The organism is Kushneria sp. Sum13 (genome assembly GCF_052692355.1).
In genome coordinates, this window is record NZ_CP199847.1 from 3,693,011 (window position 1) to 3,710,928 (window position 17,918).

The 17,918-nt window shown below is 60.4% G+C and carries 14 protein-coding genes; 1 reads left to right on the top strand and 13 read right to left on the bottom strand.

Annotation, left to right across the window (positions count from 1 at the left end):
• Positions 1-136: 136 nt before the first annotated feature.
• The 3 genes from ACUN8C_RS17020 to pdxY form a co-directional block, all read right to left on the bottom strand.
• Positions 137-1,489, bottom strand: a complete 1,353-nt coding sequence (locus ACUN8C_RS17020) for a sodium-dependent transporter (protein ID WP_445620339.1) — start codon at positions 1,487-1,489, stop codon at positions 137-139.
• Between the two features lie 188 nt (positions 1,490-1,677).
• Positions 1,678-2,538, bottom strand: coding sequence for a DUF72 domain-containing protein (locus ACUN8C_RS17025; RefSeq protein ID WP_445620340.1), 861 nt, complete (start codon positions 2,536-2,538; stop codon positions 1,678-1,680).
• A gap of 2 nt (positions 2,539-2,540) precedes the next feature.
• Entirely contained in the window at positions 2,541-3,419 is an 879-nt protein-coding gene (gene pdxY / locus ACUN8C_RS17030) for a pyridoxal kinase PdxY (RefSeq protein ID WP_445620341.1), read from the bottom strand.
• Positions 3,420-3,509: 90 nt separating this feature from the next.
• Here pdxY and ACUN8C_RS17035 point away from each other — a divergent pair, with 90 nt between their 5' ends.
• Positions 3,510-5,609, top strand: coding sequence for an AsmA family protein (locus ACUN8C_RS17035; RefSeq protein ID WP_445620342.1), 2,100 nt, complete (start codon positions 3,510-3,512; stop codon positions 5,607-5,609).
• 155 nt (positions 5,610-5,764) lie between these two features.
• Here ACUN8C_RS17035 and ACUN8C_RS17040 read toward each other — a convergent pair whose 3' ends face one another.
• The 10 genes from ACUN8C_RS17040 to ACUN8C_RS17085 all read right to left on the bottom strand — a co-directional run bounded on the left by ACUN8C_RS17040 (position 5,765) and on the right by ACUN8C_RS17085 (position 17,913).
• Positions 5,765-7,810 (bottom strand): pyrroloquinoline quinone-dependent dehydrogenase, encoded by a 2,046-nt coding sequence (locus ACUN8C_RS17040; protein WP_445620343.1) that lies wholly within the window; start codon positions 7,808-7,810, stop codon positions 5,765-5,767.
• A gap of 11 nt (positions 7,811-7,821) precedes the next feature.
• Positions 7,822-8,184 carry a hypothetical protein gene (locus tag ACUN8C_RS17045; protein ID WP_445620344.1) on the bottom strand — a complete coding sequence of 121 codons (363 nt, stop codon included), beginning with the start codon at positions 8,182-8,184 and terminating at the stop codon, positions 7,822-7,824.
• Between the two features lie 334 nt (positions 8,185-8,518).
• A complete protein-coding gene (glmS, locus tag ACUN8C_RS17050) occupies positions 8,519-10,354 on the bottom strand; it encodes a glutamine--fructose-6-phosphate transaminase (isomerizing) (protein WP_445620345.1) in 1,836 nt (611 codons plus the stop codon).
• Positions 10,355-10,426: 72 nt separating this feature from the next.
• A complete protein-coding gene (locus tag ACUN8C_RS17055) occupies positions 10,427-11,197 on the bottom strand; it encodes a DeoR/GlpR family DNA-binding transcription regulator (RefSeq protein ID WP_445620346.1) in 771 nt (256 codons plus the stop codon).
• 228 nt (positions 11,198-11,425) lie between these two features.
• Positions 11,426-12,787, bottom strand: a complete 1,362-nt coding sequence (gene glmU / locus ACUN8C_RS17060) for a bifunctional UDP-N-acetylglucosamine diphosphorylase/glucosamine-1-phosphate N-acetyltransferase GlmU (RefSeq protein ID WP_445620347.1) — start codon at positions 12,785-12,787, stop codon at positions 11,426-11,428.
• 226 nt (positions 12,788-13,013) lie between these two features.
• The gene (locus ACUN8C_RS17065; RefSeq protein WP_108841206.1) at positions 13,014-13,439 is read right to left on the bottom strand and encodes a F0F1 ATP synthase subunit epsilon; all 426 of its coding nucleotides are present in this window, start codon (positions 13,437-13,439) and stop codon (positions 13,014-13,016) included.
• A 12-nt stretch (positions 13,440-13,451) separates the two neighbouring features.
• The gene (gene atpD / locus ACUN8C_RS17070; RefSeq protein ID WP_108841205.1) at positions 13,452-14,825 is read right to left on the bottom strand and encodes a F0F1 ATP synthase subunit beta; all 1,374 of its coding nucleotides are present in this window, start codon (positions 14,823-14,825) and stop codon (positions 13,452-13,454) included.
• A gap of 44 nt (positions 14,826-14,869) precedes the next feature.
• Positions 14,870-15,757, bottom strand: a complete 888-nt coding sequence (gene atpG, locus ACUN8C_RS17075) for a F0F1 ATP synthase subunit gamma (protein WP_445620348.1) — start codon at positions 15,755-15,757, stop codon at positions 14,870-14,872.
• Positions 15,758-15,815: 58 nt separating this feature from the next.
• Positions 15,816-17,360, bottom strand: a complete 1,545-nt coding sequence (gene atpA / locus ACUN8C_RS17080) for a F0F1 ATP synthase subunit alpha (RefSeq protein WP_108841203.1) — start codon at positions 17,358-17,360, stop codon at positions 15,816-15,818.
• Between the two features lie 16 nt (positions 17,361-17,376).
• Positions 17,377-17,913, bottom strand: coding sequence for a F0F1 ATP synthase subunit delta (locus ACUN8C_RS17085; RefSeq protein WP_445620349.1), 537 nt, complete (start codon positions 17,911-17,913; stop codon positions 17,377-17,379).
• Between the last annotated feature and the right edge of the window lie 5 nt (positions 17,914-17,918).

The window sequence follows — 17,918 nt, forward strand, 5'->3', positions numbered from 1 at the left end:
ATATCCCTGTGATCAACCAGGCGTGCGCTGCTCCCTGTTGTCATGCCCTGATAACGTCATGATTCAATAAAGTCATCCCCCCAATAAAAAGGGCGGGCATCAAGGATGCCCGCCCCGTGCACAACAGTGGGATGCCTTACTGCAGCAGACCGAAGACAAACACGATGGCCACCCCGAGCGGCGCCACAAAGCGCGCCGAGAAGCGCCACCAGGCAAAGGCCAGGCCGCTCATGTTGAGCTGGGCACGCACTTCGTCGCGTCCCATGAACCAGCCCACGAACACGATGGTGGCAAGACCGGTCAGCGGCAGCATGAACTTGCTGGTCACATAATCAAGCAGATCAAAGATGGTCATGCCAAAGGGCATGAACGCCGCCCAGTCGTTGAACGACAGTACCGTGGCAATGCCCAGCAGCCAGGTGGCGGCGCCAGCGACCAGCGCCGACTGCAGACGGTTGAGCGGTGTTTTCTCCTCGAGCCATTCAACGATCGGCTCCAGCAGTGAAATCGCCGACGTCCAGGCCGCGAAGACCAGCAGCACAAAAAACAGGGTGCCAAAGATGACACCGCCGGACATGTGGCCAAAGGCCAGCGGCAGGGTCTGGAAGATCAGCCCCGGACCCGAGGCCGGATCCATCCCGTTGGCAAAGACGATCGGGAAAATCGCCATGCCGGCGGCCAGTGCGATCACCGTATCGAGAATGACCACCGTCATGGCCGTACGGCCGATATTGACGTCATCACTGAGATAGGAGCCATAGGCCATCATGATGCCCATGCCCAGACTCAGGGTGAAAAAGGCGTGTCCCATCGCGGCCAGAATCACATCGCCGGTCAGACGCGTAAAGTCGGGCCGAAAGAGGTAATCAAACCCTTCGGCAAAGCTGCCGGTCGTAGCGGCGTAGCCCACCAGCACCGCCAACAGCACCACCAGCGCGGGCATGAGAATCTTGGAGGCCCGCTCGAGCCCGCCGGCCACGCCACCGGCCACAATGGCAATGGTCAGCACCATGAACAGGCTGTGCCAGGCCAGCAGCGTGCCCGGGCTTGCCAGCAGATCGGAAAACAGCGTACCAACGCTTGCGCCATCAAGACCGGTAAAGGTCGCGGTCGCACTGTAACGGATATAGGCCAGCGCCCAGCCGCCGATCACGCTGTAAAATGACAGAATCAGCCAGGCGGCCAGAATGCCGCCGACCCCGATCAGTACCCACGCCCGGGACCTTTTGAGACGCCCGGCGATGCGGTTCATGGTTGAAATGGGGTTTTTCTGTCCCAGTCGGCCCAAAAGCCATTCGCTCATTAGAATGGGCAAGCCGATCAGCAGGATGCAGACCAGATAAACGAGAACGAAGGCACCGCCGCCGCTCTCCCCGGTCATGTAGGGGAATTTCCAGATATTGCCCAGCCCGACGGAAGAGCCGACCGCGGCGAGCATGAAGGCAATGCGCGAGGACCACTGCGCATGAGAATGGGGCTTGTTGGTCATGAGGCTACCCTGTGTATCCCTGTAAGTCGGCGGGCGCGTGCGGTTTCAGGCCTGTAAACCGCCTCGGCACCGACGCCCGTGCTTCGTTGTTGGTATTTTCCTGAACCATTGTGCCTCAATGGCCCCTGTCGAAAACGCCTGATGACGTGCATTGTACAGGCGCATTTTTGAACATCACCCTGTGTGCGCTAAAACAGTGATTCCTGCCGCTCACCGGCGAAGGCGGCCAGCGGTGGCAGGGCAATACGCTCGGACAGCCGGCCGTGGAACTCACGGGCCAGCAGCGGCGCTGCCCGGTTATCCGGAGTATGCACAAACAATACAGGACTTTTCCCCTGTTCCATCCACAGCGCCAGCTGCTCGACCCAGGGCGTGAAGCGCGCGTGATTGATCTCGTGATCAAAGTGTCCGATAAAGCGCACCACCGGCTGCGCCGCCGTGCTCAGGACATGCAGCGGTCGACGTGGCTTCTCGCGCTGGGCCTGCTGTAGCCGGAGATCGTCACCGGCCGGGGTGGCAAACAGCGCGCGCGTGTCCAGCATGACCCGATCGGTCTCATGAGTTATCAACAGCCGGTTGAGGGACTGCTCAGCCATCCCCTTGTGGAAAAATTCACTATGGCGCACTTCCACGGCACGGGGCAGCGCCTTCGGCCAGCGTTTCAAAACGGCTTCGAGCATGGGCAATTCATCTGCGCCGAAATCCCGGGGCAGCTGAATCATGGTCGGACCCAGCCGATCATGCAGTGGCGCCAGCCGCTCGAGAAAGTGATCCATCTCGGCCTCGATGCCCACCAGCCGTTTGTCATGGGTCAGCAGGGAGGGCAGCTTGAAACAAAAGCGAAAGTGCTCGGGCGCCTGGCGTGCCCAGGTGGCCACCACGTCCTCGCGCGGCGCGCCGCTGTAGAAGGTGGTATTGCCCTCAACGCTGGAAAAGACGCCGGCATAGTCCGGCAGCGAGTCGCTCGGCTCGGCGTAGCGCCCGTAGAGTGTGCCGCGCCATTCGGCATTGGCCCACATTGCCAGCCCCAGATGCAGTGTCCCCGCCATGGTCAGCGTACCCGTTCGGCATCAAAGCGCTGACGGGGGGCGACGATCTCGTTCTGGGCCTGAATCAGGGCAAGCTCGCGGGTGCCGGCCGCAAAGGTATGGGTGAAAAGGGCATGCACGGCCTCGGCAGTTCTTTCCAGCGCCCGCGCCGGTCCTTCACCGGTAATTCCGTCCTGATCACGCAGGCAGCAGGCCAGAAACACGGCGGCAGTAAAATCACCGGCACCGTTGGGGGCCACCGGAAAATCAAAGCGGGGCGTGGCGATCCGCCAGCTGCCCACTGCGGTATCCACCAGCATTTCGATGGTGTCAGGGGTACTGTCATCGATATCCAGCGAGGTCACCAGCACCACGCTCGGGCCCTGCTCGCGCAGGCGTGCTGCCGCCGTCAGCACGTCATCAAGCGATGCAATGGACTGATCGCTTAAAAAGGCCAGCTCGAACTGATTGGGCGTGATGATATCGGCCGCCGGTACGGCGCAGTCGCGCATCCAGGCCGGAATATCCTCACGCACAAAAAAGCCGCGACCGATATCCCCCATCACCGGGTCACAGCAATACAGCGCCCCGGGGCTGGCCGAGCGCACGCGGGTCACGCTTTCAAGCACGGCCCGGCCAATGCCCTGATCGCCCATGTAGCCCGACAGCACGGCCTGCACGTCACAAAGCCCGGTCAGCGACTCGACGCCATCGAGCACCTCCTTGAGATGCGCCGGCGTAAACACCTCACCGGTAAAGGCGCCATAGCCGGTGTGGTTGGAAAACTGCACCGTATTGATGGCGGTGACCTCGCAGCCCAGACGCTGCAGCGGCAGAACGGCGGCGCGATTGCCAACATAGCCATAGGCCACGTGGCTTTGAATGGAAATGATATGGGTCATGAAAACGCTCGATAATACGCATGGAATACCCACGAACGCGCGGGCCTGTCTATGCTTGGAAAGATAACATTCTGTTGAGGTGGACCGCTCATGTCGCGTGCAATGCGCATCATCGGCTGGACGCTGGGGGGCCTGGTGGCCCTGCTGGTACTGCTGGCTCTTGTGATGACCCTGATGAGCTGGAACTGGCTCAGACCCACGATCAATGACCGTGTCTCCGAGACTCTGGGTCGTCCCTTCGCCATTGAAGGTGATCTCGGACTGTCCTGGCAATGGGACAGCTGGCACCTTTCGCCGCGCGTCAGCGCCGAGGATATCGTGCTGGGCGACCCGCCCGAGCTGAATCAGGCGCGAAGCGTAGAGGCCGGCAGCGAAGAGGCGCGCACGGCCCGCATCGGCCAGGTAGCGGTCAGCCTGCGACCGTTCGCCCTGCTGCAAAAGCGTATCGCGCTGCATGATCTGGTCGTACGTGATGCCAGTGCCACCCTGCGCCGTCTCGATGAGACCCACAACAACTGGCAGCTCGCCAGTGCTTCCGACAGCGACAAGGACAAAAGCGATCAAAACGAGGACAGCGGCTGGCAGTTTGCCATCGACCGCCTCGATGTGGATCGGGTACAGGTCGCCCTTGTTGATCAGGTGCTTGATGTGGACGCCACCGCCACGCTTGAAACGCTGGGCGAGCCGGTGCGCTGGGAAGAGGTGGTCGGCAGTGATCAAAAGACGGACAGCAATGATCAAAAAACAGCCGATGGTCCACCCGCATCAGAAAACAACGCGACCGGCGGCGAACGCAGCTTCCGCTTTGCCTGGCAGCTCAAGGGCACCTATCGCGGCAGCGCCCTGGATGGCAAGGGCCGCCTGGGCGGGCCGGCAGCGCTGCGTGAAGGCGGACGCTTCCCACTGGAGGTGCATCTGGCCTCGGGCAATTCCCGCCTTGATGTGATCGGCACGCTCAACGATCCGATGACACTGGCCGGTCTGGACCTGCAGGTCGGCGTGGCCGGGGACAATCTGGGCGATCTCTACGCCCTGACCGGTCTGGTTCTGCCCCAGACCCCGCCCTATGCCACGAAGGGCCGTCTGACGGCCGAGCTGGATCGCCCCGAAGGCGGCGTCTACGAGTACCGCGATTTTGATGGCACGATCGGCGACAGCGATATTCATGGCAGCCTGCGCTACGCCGATGGCACGCCGCGCCCGAAGCTGACCGGTGAGCTGGTATCGAAACAGCTCCGATTTGCCGATCTGGCCCCGCTGGTGGGCGCTGACAACAAGGAGACCGGCAATTCGGTCAATCCCGATCAGCCCAAAGACAGGGTGCTGCCGGTATCACGGTTCAATACCGATCGCTGGAACACCATGGACGCCGACGTGCGCTTTCGCGCCCGTGACATCGTGCACGGTGAATCGCTGCCGCTGAGCAATCTCAATACCCATCTGGTCATGGACAACGGCGAGATCCTGATGGACCCGCTGAGCTTTGGCGTGGCCGGCGGTCATCTTAATACCACGCTGCGTTTGAGCGGACAGGCATCGCCGCTGCGGGCGCGCATCGACATGCACGCTCGAAAACTTCAACTGGGTCAAATCCTGCCCAGTGACAGCAATCTGACCGAAGGGCTGGGCGAGATCAATGGGGATGCGACACTCTCGGGGCGAGGCAACTCGGTCGCCGCGCTGCTGGGATCCAGCGACGGCGAACTACAGCTTCTGATCGAACAGGGTCGCATCAGCCGCAACCTGATGGAGCTGGCAGGGCTCAACGTAGGCAACTATCTGATCGGCAAGCTTTTTGGGGATGAGGAAGTCGCCATTCACTGCGCCGCGGCCGATCTGCAGTTCAATGACGGCATGGTGCGCCCTCGCGTGTTCACCATTGATACAGACAATGCCATCGTCAACGTGGAAGGGGCGGTGAACCTGGCCAGTGAACAGATGGATCTGACCATCAAACCGGACAGCAAGGGGTTTCGCATCTTTACCCTGCGCACGCCGCTTTATGTCAGCGGCACGTTCAAAAACCCCTCTCCGGGCGTGGAAGCTGCCCCCTTGATTGCCCGGGGCGCGGCTGCCGTGGCACTGGGCACGCTGGCGGCGCCGGCGGCTGCCCTTGCGGCGTTGATCTCGCCAAGTGCCGGTGAGAAAAGCCAGTGCGGAGCCCTGATCCAGCGCATGAAAACCGACTGATCAGGGCTGACTGCGATACGCCCTGTCCGCCAGACCCGTCGAGCCCCGAAGGCATGACTGTTTAACCGGGGGCATGGCTTTTTAAAACATGCCTTTAAAAAAACGGGGCGCCCTTTAAAGGACGCCCCGTGATCAACGGCTCAGGTAGTACTCGCTTACTGCTTGTCTTCCGGCAGCGCGTAGACCGCGATCTGATCGCCGACCTGGTCCTTGAGGATGGTGTTGCCTCCCGCTACAAAGGCCACATACTGGCGACCCTTGTATTCATAGACGGACGGGTTGGCGACCACCGGTGCCTGGGTCTGATCTTCCCAGAGCTTTTCACCGGTCTCCAGCGAGTAGGCACGGGCCTTGGCATCCATCGAAGCACCGATGAAGACCACGCCACCCGCCGTGACGGCCGGGCCACCAATGGTGGGCGAACCCCAGCGTTCCGGCATGAAGAAGCCGAACTGCTGCGAGGCGCCGACCGGCTTGCGCCACTTGACGTCACCGGTATGCATATCGATCGCCACGATCTCGCCAAACGGCGGCTCCCAGCAGGGCATGCCCAGCCAGTTGCTCGCCACATTCAGGCGCATGCCGTACGGCGCGCCTTCCTGCGGGGCAAAACCGCTTTCGTTGCCGGAACCGTTGTCGGCCTTTTCATAGTCTTCACGGTTATAGAGCTTGACGGTCTGGACAATATGCGAGGTATTAACGATTGCGGTCTGGCTGACGGGATCAAACGCCACGCCCCCCCACTGAACGCCACCGGCACTGTCCGGATAGGCCAGCGCCCCTTCACCACGAGTGGTGGGCGGCGTGTACATGCCTTCATAGGTCAGCTCATCCCACAGGCGCGAACACTGACCAAAACCGACAGCATCCGCCAATCCCCAGATTTTGGGCTTTTTGGACTGATCCAGCAGCGGTGCCGGTTTGGTCGGGAAGGGCTGGGTCGGTGAATAGACTTCACCCTCGACGCTACCGTCTCCCTGGGGGACCGGACGCTCTTCGATCGGCCAGACATCCTCGCCGGTCAGGCGATTGACCACGAACAGAAAGCCCATCTTGGTGGCCTGCACCAGCGCCGGGATTTCCTTGCCATCAACGGTAATGTCCATCAGCGTCGGCGCAGCGTTGATGTCATAGTCCCAGATATCGTGATGGACCCACTGTCGCGACCAGACCACTTCGCCGGTTTCCACGTTGAGCGCCGTTGTCGAGGTCGCCAGCGGTGCCTTTTCAGTGCGATTGCCGCCCCAGAAGTTGGGAGAGGGCGAAGAGACCGGTAGATAGATCAGACCGTTTTGTTCATCGGCCGACATCTGTGTCCAGACGTTGGCGGTGCCGCTTTTGCGGCGCATCTCATCCGAAAGCGCTTCAAATTCCCACTCACGCTCGCCGGTGCGGGCATTGACCGAGAACACGGTGCCCGGAGGCGCTTCCTGATAGGCCCAGTCCTTGCCGGCCCAGCCGAAGATGACGTGATCACCCACGATGGTCGGCGGCTGCAACAGCGACAGCGGGAACTTGGCATTAACGGTGTTCCACTGATCGACATTGAGCACACCATTGTCGGCAAAGCCCTGACATGGCTTGCCGGTGTCAGCGTCAATGGCAAACAGCTGAGCGTCCATGGTGCCCATGTAGACGATCTTCTGGCACGACTCACCCTCGACCGGGTTGTCGGCTTCCCAGTAGGCCACGCCACGGTTCTTGAGCACGGGCTGGGTCAGCGCTTCCTTCGAAGACTGGGTATCAAAGCGCCACTTTTCCTCGCCGGTGGCGGGATCATAGGCGATCAGCTTGTAAAAGGGGGTGCCAATATAGAGCGTGTCATTGGCAAACACCGGTGTGGCCGACCAGACCGTGGCCGGCGTATCGCCCTTGCCATCGGAAATATCGCCGGTGTGAACTTCCCACACCTTTTCGAGCTGACCCACGTTATCGGCGTTGATCTGATCCAGCGGGCTATATTTCTGCGCGTTGAGCTGACCATGGAAGCTGCTCCAGGTCGGCGAGTCCGGCACCAGCGGTATGTTAGGGCGCGCGGCCGGCTGTGCACCAGACGCTGCCGGCTGCTCGGTAGAGGCTGCCGGCTGCTGATCAGGCTCGGACGGCTGCTGGTCGGCGGCCAGAAGCAGGGTGGGGAAGGCCGCCAGAGAAAACGCGGTCAGCGTACTCAGGCGCCTGAATCCTGTGCGAAGACGCATCATATCGGGGCTCCTCATGAAGTCGTGCGGTGAGCGGGCGAGGGGCGGAAAATATCGATCAACAATCCGACCAGGGCGACGGCCATGGCAATGGCCAGCCACCACAGATGCAGCAGCAGGGCAGCAAAGGCAGTACCGACAATGAAGGCGATGGCCACGACCCGAAGCAGGTTGTGTAAACCGCGCCCATGGCACAGGGCAAGCCCGAGCCCGAGGGCAACAAGAATGGCGCAGGTCACGATGACCACCAGAGCGCCAAGCGTACCGTTCACGCCGGTCAGTGGGGTGAGATAGGCATAAAGCGCAATGGCGATACCGACCGCTGAAGCGATGAGCACGACCATGGCGCCTGGATTTGAGGATCGCATGGAAGACATGACGAGTTCCCTTCCCTTGGACAGATTTTTATGTGCCAATGCCCGCCATGACAGGGACGGCTACCGCGGGCGCAGTAACAAGGGTCATGGACGGGAATGGACAGACACTGAATGATGGCTTTTCAAAAGGCGCATCAGCCAGCGTCAAGGATAGCGTTTATAACAAAAAAATATACTAACTTAATCATAATTGAATCAAAAAAGAACGCTGCGACTGACAAAGGACTGTCATCACCGGCAGCGCTCTTGAAAGGGATTCTTCAAAAAAACGGGCACCGATCCCGTGATCGATGCCCGCAGCAGCAGGACGCCAGACGCCCCGCAGGGACAGCCTTTATTCCACTGTCACACTCTTGGCCAGATTGCGCGGCTGATCCACATCGGTGCCCTTGAGCACGGCCACGTGGTAGGACAGCAGCTGCAGCGGCAGGGTGTAGAGGATCGGGGCAATCACGTCATCGACGGCCGGCATGCGTAGCACATGAACGCCTTCGCTTTCGTTGATCGAGACATGCTCATCGGCGAAGACAAACAGCTCACCGCCGCGGGCACGGACTTCCTGCAGGTTGGACTTGAGCTTCTCCAGCAGTTCGTCGTTGGGGGCTACCGCGATGACCGGCATATCACTGTCGACCAGCGCCAGCGGACCGTGCTTGAGCTCACCGGCCGGATAGGCTTCGGCGTGGATATAGGAAATTTCCTTGAGCTTGAGCGCCCCTTCCAGCGCGATCGGGAACATGGTGCCACGCCCCAGAAACAGCGCATGATGCTTTTCGGCAAAGGCAGCCGACATTGTCTCGATGGCACTGTCGAGTGCCAGACCGCGTGTGATCAGACGCGGCAGTTCACGCAGCGCGTTCACCAGGCGGGCCTGCACGTCATCGTCACCCTGACGAACATGGCGCAGGGCCAGTGTCAGCAGCAGCAGGGCCACCAGCTGAGTCGTGAACGCCTTGGTGGAGGCCACACCGATTTCGGGGCCGGCCTGAGTCATCAGGGTCAGGTCGGATTCACGCACCAGCGAGCTGCCGGGCACGTTGCAGATCGCAAGGCTTGCCAGATAGCCGCCCTTTTGCGAGGCGTAGCGCAGTGCTGCCAGCGTATCGGCCGTCTCACCGGACTGGGACAGCGTGACAAACAGCGTACCGTCGGGCACGACCACTTCACGATAGCGATACTCGGAGGCCACTTCGACCTGCGTGGGCACGCCCGCCAGCTTTTCGAGCCAGTAACGCGCCACCATGCCGGCGTGATAGCTGGTACCACAGGCGATGATCTGGATGTTCTTGACGCGGTCGAGCAGGTCGTCGGCTTCGGCACCCAGAATGCGGGTAAACACGTGGCGGTCGCCCAGACGGCCTTCCAGAGTATTGGCAATGACCTGGGACTGCTCATGGATTTCCTTGAGCATGAAGTGGCGATAGTCGCCGCGCGAGATGGCGCCGTCACCGTGCTCAAAAATGGCGCTGGGACGCTCAACGCTCTGACCGGCGTTGAAGATCTCGATACCGCCACCGACCGTCAGGCGAGCGACATCGCCTTCCTGCAGATAGATGAAGCGGTCGGTGACCTGCAACAGTGCCAGCGGGTCGGAGGCCAGAAAGGCCTCATCAATGCCAACACCGACCACCAGCGGGCTGCCCTTGCGCGCGCCCACGATCTGGTCGGGGTAGTCGGCATGGGTCACGGCCAGCGCGTAGGCGCCGTCGAGCATATCGACCACGTGCTGGAAGGCAGACAGCAGATCATCATGACGCGAGACTTCACGCGACATCAGATGCGCGATGACTTCCGTGTCGGTCTCGGACAGAAACACGTAGCCCTGACCTTCAAGATCGGCCTTGAGGGTTTCGTAGTTCTCGATGATGCCGTTGTGTACTACCGCCAGGCTGTCGCCGGACTGATGGGGATGGGCATTGTTTTCAGTGGGACGACCGTGGGTGGCCCAGCGGGTGTGGGCGATGCCGACATGACCGCGCAGACCGCTGGCCTGCAGCTTTTCTTCAAGTGCGGCCACCTTGCCGACCGCCCGCTGGCGTGACAGTCGAGCATCGGCCGACAGCACGGCCATGCCGGCGCTGTCATAGCCGCGATACTCAAGACGCTTGAGTCCCTCAAGCAAAATGTTCTGCACCTGACGGTCAGCGACCGCGCCCACAATGCCACACATAGGTTGTCTCTCCTGAAATGCCAAAAATTGCGATATCACCCCGACGCCGGATTCATCCGACATTCGGTGGTATCACGGCGCCTGCGTGCTGACACAGATCAGCACGACGCCCTGGTCACGGATCTGTTGACGGCTGGTGTCATCCAGCCCGTCGTCGGTAATCAATACATCAATGTGCGCCCAGCCCAGTTCAAGGTTGGGAATGCGCCGACCAATCTTGTCGGACTCCGCCATCACCACTACCTCGCGCGCCACCTCGGCCATCACCTGTGACAGGCCGGTCAGTTCGTTGAAGGTGGTGGTACCCCGCGCCAGGTCGATGCCATCGGCACCGATAAAAAGCTGATCAAAGTCGTAGGCCCGCAGCACGGTCTCGGCCACCTGCCCCTGAAAGGAGGCCGAATGGGGATCCCATGTGCCGCCGGTCATCAGCAGGGCAGGGGGATTGTCCAGCGCCTGAAGTGCGCCGGCCACTCCCAGTGAATTGGTCATGACGACCATGCCGGTACGGTGTGCCAGCGTCGGAATCAACGCACTGGTGGTACTGCCACTGTCGATGATCAGCCGCGCATGATCCGCAATACGCTCGCTTGCGGCCCGCGCCAGCGCCTGCTTGACGGGGGAGACGCGATGACGACCCTGATCCCCTTCGCGCGGCACGAGGGTGGCGCCCCCATGGCGACGAATCAGATGGCCGGCGCCTTCAAGCGTTGCCAGATCCTTGCGGATGGTCACACTCGAGGTCTCGAAATGTCGCGCCAGTGTCTCGACGGCCACCTCACCGCGCGCTGCCAGCAGATCAAGAATGGCCTCCCGGCGCTGAGGGGTCTGACGTCGACTCATGGAAGCAGGATATCCGTGGATTGAAATCTATAGCTTTCGATATGAAAGATTTTATGTTTCGGATGGAAACCCATAACGGTAGCGGGGTCAAGTCAGTGCAGCGCTTTTGGCACAAAAATATGCGTCTAAAGTCGAATACGTACAAAAGGGCACATCGTGGCAACAAAAAAAGGGCGCCGCACAACGGTGCGGCGCCCGACAGGATGTTCACCCGTCACCTCATGACCATTACCGGCGATGCGGCGGAGTCCAGCCCTGCTTGTTGATCTGACGAGCACGGGCGATGGCAAGCGCCTGATCCTCGACCGTATCGGTCACGGTGGAACCGGCAGCCACCGTGGCGCCATCACCAATCGTGACCGGTGCCACCAGCGCCGAATTGGAGCCAATGAACACGTTGCGACCGATCTCGGTGCGGTGCTTGTTCACGCCATCATAGTTACAGGTGATGGTACCGGCACCGATGTTGACGCCCTGACCCAGCGTTGCGTCACCGATATAGCTCAGATGGTTGATCTTGCTGCCTTCGCCAACATGCGTCTTTTTGGTTTCGACAAAATTGCCGATGCGCGCCTTTCTTTCAAGGCGCGTGCCCGGACGCAGGCGCGCGAAGGGACCAATGGCGTTCTCGCCCGCCGTTTCGCTGCCCTCGATCATGCTGTGAGCCTCGATACGCGTTGCATCGCCGATACGGGCATCACGGATGATGCTGTAAGGGCCGACATGGACGCCATCGCCCAGATGCACCCGTCCTTCAAAAATACAGCCGACGTCGATGAAGACGTCCTGACCCACGCTCAGCTCGCCGCGCACGTCCAGCCGCTTCGGGTCGGCAAGGCTTGCGCCTTCGCGCATGAGCCGCTCTGCCTCGCGGGACTGATGAATGCGCTCCAGTGCCGACAGCTGAACCCGGTCATTGACGCCCTGGACTTCACTGACCTGCGCCGGCTCGGCCGTGGCCACTTCGACCCCTTCACCGGCCGCCATGGCGATGATGTCGGTCAGGTAGTATTCCCCCTGGGCATTGTCGCTGGACAGTGCCGGCAGCCAGCGACGCAGCTGATCGCCGGTGGCGGCCAGAATGCCGGTATTGCACTCGCCGATCTCGAGCTGCTCGGAGGTGGCATCCTTTTGTTCGACGATGGCCACGGCCTGGCCCTGGTCGTTGCGCACGATGCGCCCGTAGCCGTGCGGATTGGCCATGGTTACGGTCAACAATGCCATGTGCTGCTCGTCCACCCGCTCCACCAGAGCGCTCAGGGTTTGCGCCTGGATCATCGGCACATCGCCATAAAGCACGACCACCGGGCCATCACCCAGTGCCTCGAGGGTCTGTGCCACGGCGTGGCCGGTACCGCGCTGCTCATGCTGATGGGCAAAGCTGATGGGCAAATCGGACAGGGCATCCTGTACCTGCTCGGCACCGTGTCCCACCACGACATGCAGCCGAGGTGACGAGAAAGCCTTCATGGCTGACTCGATGACATGACGCACCATGGGTTTGCCGGCCAGTTCGTGCAGTACCTTGGGCTTTTGCGAACGCATGCGACTGCCTTGACCGGCAGCCAGAATCACGACATCAATGGACATGAAAGAAGACGCTCCCTCGCGCTGAATGAAAAACGATAACCGATCATGCACCCAACAGATGACATGCTCTGTCATGCCTGATCATTCCTGTGGCTGACAGTGTATCAGGGGATGCCTTCATCGGATTGCTCCAGATGCGCATGGCAGTTACAAAAAAGGCGGCCCGAAGGCCGCCAACAAAACGCATCCATGGCTTGTGACCATGATGCGACAATCCTGCTTGAGGCTACTGGTGGCCGCGACGATTGCGCAACTGGGACAGGGTCCGCAGTCGAGCCGTCGCCGCTTCAATCTCGGCCAGCGCCTGCTGATAGTCCATGTCACCCGTTTTGCCCTGCAGGGCACGACGTGCTTCATCGCGCGCCTTCTCGGCTTCGGCAGCGTCCAGGTCACGGGCACGATCGGCACTGTCGGCCAGCACGATGACCATGTTCGGCTGCACTTCCAGAAAGCCACTGGAGACGTAGAAGACTTCTTCTTCGCCGCCTTCATGAACGATCCGGACCGGGCCAGGCTTCAGGGCCGTCAGCGTCGGCTCATGTCCGCGCAGAATTCCCATCTCGCCAAGCACGCTGATCGCCACAACGCGTTCTACTTCGCCTGCGAAGATGTTGCGCTCCGCGCTGACGATACTGCATTGCATGGTCGCCATGAGCGCCCCTCCTTACATGCTTTCGGCTTTCTCGATCGCTTCATCGATGGTACCGACCATGTAAAACGCCTGTTCAGGCATATGGTCGTAGTCGCCGTTGAGAATGCCCTGGAAGGCGCGGATGGTTTCCTTGAGCGACACGTACTTGCCGGGTGCGCCGGTGAAGATTTCCGCCACGAAGAAAGGCTGTGACAAAAAGCGCTGAATCTTGCGCGCTCGTGACACGGTCTGCTTGTCTTCGTCGGAAAGCTCATCCATGCCCAGAATGGCAATGATGTCCTTGAGTTCCTTGTAGCGCTGCAGCACGTTCTGAACGCCGCGAGCCACGTTGTAGTGCTCTTCACCCACGACCAGCGGATCCAGCTGACGCGAAGTGGAGTCCAGCGGATCGATGGCCGGGTAAATCCCCAGCTCGGCGATGGAACGCGCCAGTACCACGGTAGCATCCAGGTGCGCGAAGGTTGTGGCCGGCGACGGGTCGGTCAGGTCATCCGCGGGGACGTAGACGGCCTGGACAGACGTGATCGAGCCGGTCTTGGTCGAGGTGATGCGCTCCTGCAACATGCCCATCTCTTCGGCCAGCGTCGGCTGATAGCCTACGGCTGACGGCATACGACCCAGCAGTGCCGACACCTCGGTCCCTGCCAGCGTGTAGCGGTAGATGTTGTCGACAAACAGCAGAACGTCACGGCCTTCGTCACGGAACTGCTCGGCAATCGTCAGACCGGTCAGGGCCACACGCAGACGGTTGCCCGGCGGCTCGTTCATCTGACCGTAAACCAGCGATACCTTGTCGAGAACGTTGGACTCCTTCATTTCATAGTAGAAGTCGTTACCTTCACGCGTACGCTCGCCGACACCGGTAAAGACCGAATAACCGGAGTGCTCGGTGGCGATGTTACGGATCAGCTCCATCATGTTGACGGTCTTGCCGACACCGGCACCGCCGAACAGACCGACCTTGCCGCCCTTGGCAAACGGGCAGATCAGGTCGATGACCTTGATGCCGGTTTCCAGCAGTTCGCTGGAGGCAGCCTGGTCTGCAAAGCTCGGCGCAGCACGGTGAATCGGACTGCGCTTGTCTTCACCGATGTCGCCGGCCTCATCGATCGGTTCCCCCAGCACGTTCATGATACGGCCCAGGGTCTTTTCACCCACCGGTACCGAAATGGGTGCACCAGTGCCGGCGACGGTCATGCCGCGCTTGAGCCCTTCGGTAGAGCCCATGGCGATGGCACGCACGATGCCATCCCCCAGCTGCTGCTGAACTTCGAGTACGGTGCCGGTCTCTTCCACATTGATGGCTTCATAAATGTGGGGGACCTCGCTGCGGTCAAACTCGACGTCAATCACCGCACCGATGATTTGTACGATACGTCCGCTCATCCTGATTCCTCTTGAACCTGTAAATAACTGTCCGACGGGCCGACCTAGACCGCAGCGGCACCACCCACAATCTCGGAAATTTCCTGGGTGATGGCTGCCTGACGCGCCTTGTTGTACTGAAGCTGCAGGTCATCAATGATGTCACCGGCGTTATCAGTGGCGTTTTTCATCGCAATCATGCGAGCGGCCTGCTCGCTGGCAATGTTTTCCACCACCGCCTGGTAGACCTGCGACTCGACGTAGCGCACCAGCAGCCTGTCGAGCAGGCTTTGAGCGTCCGGCTCGTAGGTATAGCCCCAGCCGCCTTTCGAGGTGGCATTTTCCGCACCTGAAGAAGATTCCTGCTCTATCTCTTCAGGCAGCGGCAACAGCTGACGCACGGTCGGCTTCTGGCTCATGGTGTTAACGAACTCGTTGTACACCAGATCCAGTCGATCGATCTCGCCCTTGTCGAAGGCTTCCAGCATGACATTGATGCTGCCGATCAGCTCGTTCGCTTCAGGTGCATCCCCTAGGTTGCGGGTCGCTGCCAGCAGATCACCGCCATATTTGCGAAAGAAGACACTGCCCTTGGTCCCCAGTGCGCAAAAGGCCACGCTGACGCCCTTTTCACGCCATTGCCGCACGTCGCGCAGTACACGCCGGAACAGGTTACTGTTCAGGCCACCACACAGTCCGCGATCCGACGTCACCACGATATAGCCGATGCGCTTGACCTCACGCTCGATCTGGTAATCGTGACGATATTCCGGATTGGCCTGACTGATATGGCTGACTACCCGACGGATCTGGCTGGCATAGGGCTGACTGGCCGCCATGCGCTCCTGAGCGCGGCGCATCTTGGATGCTGCCACCATCTCCATGGCGCTGGTGATCTTCTGGGTATTCTTGATGCTCCCGATCTGGGACTTGATCTCTTTTCCGGCTGCCATAGCGATATTCTCCTAAACAATCAGCGCAGGGCGCCCGGACCCCGAAGGGTCCGGATCATCAATAGCTCTGCGTTGACTTGAACGATTCAACGCCGCTTTTCAGCCCCTGCTGAATATCGTTGTCGTAACCGCCGGTGCTGTTGATCTTCTCCATCAGCTCACCCTTTTCGGTGCGCATGTAATCGAGCAGATCACGTTCGAAATTCAGCACCTTGTCGACCGGTACGTCGGAGAGATATCCCTCGTTGGCAGCGTAAAGCGAGACAGCCATTTCAGCGATCGACATCGGTGAATACTGCTTTTGCTTCATGAGTTCGGTCACACGCTGACCGTGCTCAAGCTGCTTGCGCGTGGCTTCATCCAGATCGGAGGCAAACTGCGAAAAGGCTGCCAGCTCACGATACTGTGCCAGCGCCAGACGCACACCGCCGCCCAGTTTCTTGATGATCTTGGTCTGTGCCGCACCGCCAACACGCGAGACCGAAAGGCCTGCGTTGATGGCCGGACGAACGCCCGAGTTGAAAAGCCCGGTTTCCAGAAAGATCTGACCGTCAGTGATCGAAATCACGTTGGTCGGAACAAACGCAGAGACGTCACCGCCCTGGGTCTCGATGATCGGCAGGGCCGTCAGCGAACCGGTCTTGCCCTTCACCTCACCGTTGGTGAGCTTTTCCACGTATTCGGCGTTCACGCGCGAGGCACGTTCGAGCAGACGGGAGTGGAGGTAGAAGACGTCACCCGGATAGGCTTCACGACCCGGCGGACGACGCAGCAGCAGGGAGATCTGGCGATAGGCCACGGCCTGCTTGGACAGATCGTCATACACGATCAGGGCGTCTTCACCGCGGTCGCGGAAATATTCACCCATGGTGCAGCCGGAGTAGGGCGCCAGAAACTGCATGGCAGCGGGGTCGGCAGCGCCGGCCGCAACGATGATGGTGTGCTCCATCGCGCCGTGCTCTTCAAGCTTTCTCACCACGTTGGCAATGGTCGACTGCTTCTGACCGACGGCCACATAGACGCAGGTGATGCCCTTGCCTTTCTGGTTGATGATCGCATCGATGGCAATGGCTGACTTGCCGATCTGACGGTCACCGATGATCAGCTCACGCTGACCACGACCGATCGGCACCATGGCATCGATCGACTTGAGACCGGTCTGGACCGGCTGATCAACACCCTGACGAGAGATAACACCCGGCGCCACCTTTTCAACGGCGTCCGTCTCGGTGGTGTTGATGTCGCCCTTGCCATCAATGGCGTTACCCAGCGCATCAACAACGCGACCAATCAGTTCGCGACCGACCGGTACTTCCAGGATGCGGCCGGTGCACTTGCCCGTCATGCCTTCCTGAAGGTGCTGATAGTCGCCCAGTACCACAACGCCGACGCTGTCGCGCTCGAGGTTGAGTACCATGCCGAAGATGTCATTGGGGAATTCAATCATTTCCCCGAACATGGCATCGGCCAGTCCGTGGATGCGCACGATGCCGTCAGCGACGCCGACGATGGTGCCTTCATTGCGCGCCTGTGCATCAAGGTCAAGGTTCTCGATCCGGCCCTTGATGATGTCGCTGATTTCGGAAGGATTCAGTTGCTGCATGCCATGTCCCTCGACTTCAATGGTTCAAGACGCTGGAAAGCCGTGCCAGTCGTCCACGCGCCGATCCATCGATAACGGTATCGCCGGCACGAATGACAACGCCGCCCAGCAGCGTCTCATCCACAGAAGTGGTGATCGTGATTTCGCGATTCAGACGCCGCTTGAGCGCCTGTGCGAGCTTGTCTTTTTGTGCCTCGTCCAGCGCAAAGGCCGAGGTGATCTCTACGCTGACACGCTTTTCAAATTCAGCGCGCTCAGCCTCGAACAGATCACTCAGCGATGCCAGAGCCGGCAAACGCTGCTGTCGTGCCAGCACCATCAGGAAATTGGCGCCACGTTCAGGGAGCAGTTCGTCAAGCAGTTCGACAAATACCTGCCCCTTGTCGCTCGGCGTACGCTGCGGGTCAACGAGCAGTCTTTCAATGCGCTCGTCACCGGTCAGACGCGCTGCCTCGGCCAGCATCGCTGACCAGGCGTCCAGCGCGCTGTCTTCTCTGGCCAGCTCAAAAGCGGCCCTTGCATAGGGACGTGCCTGCGTGATGTGGTCGGACATGTGGC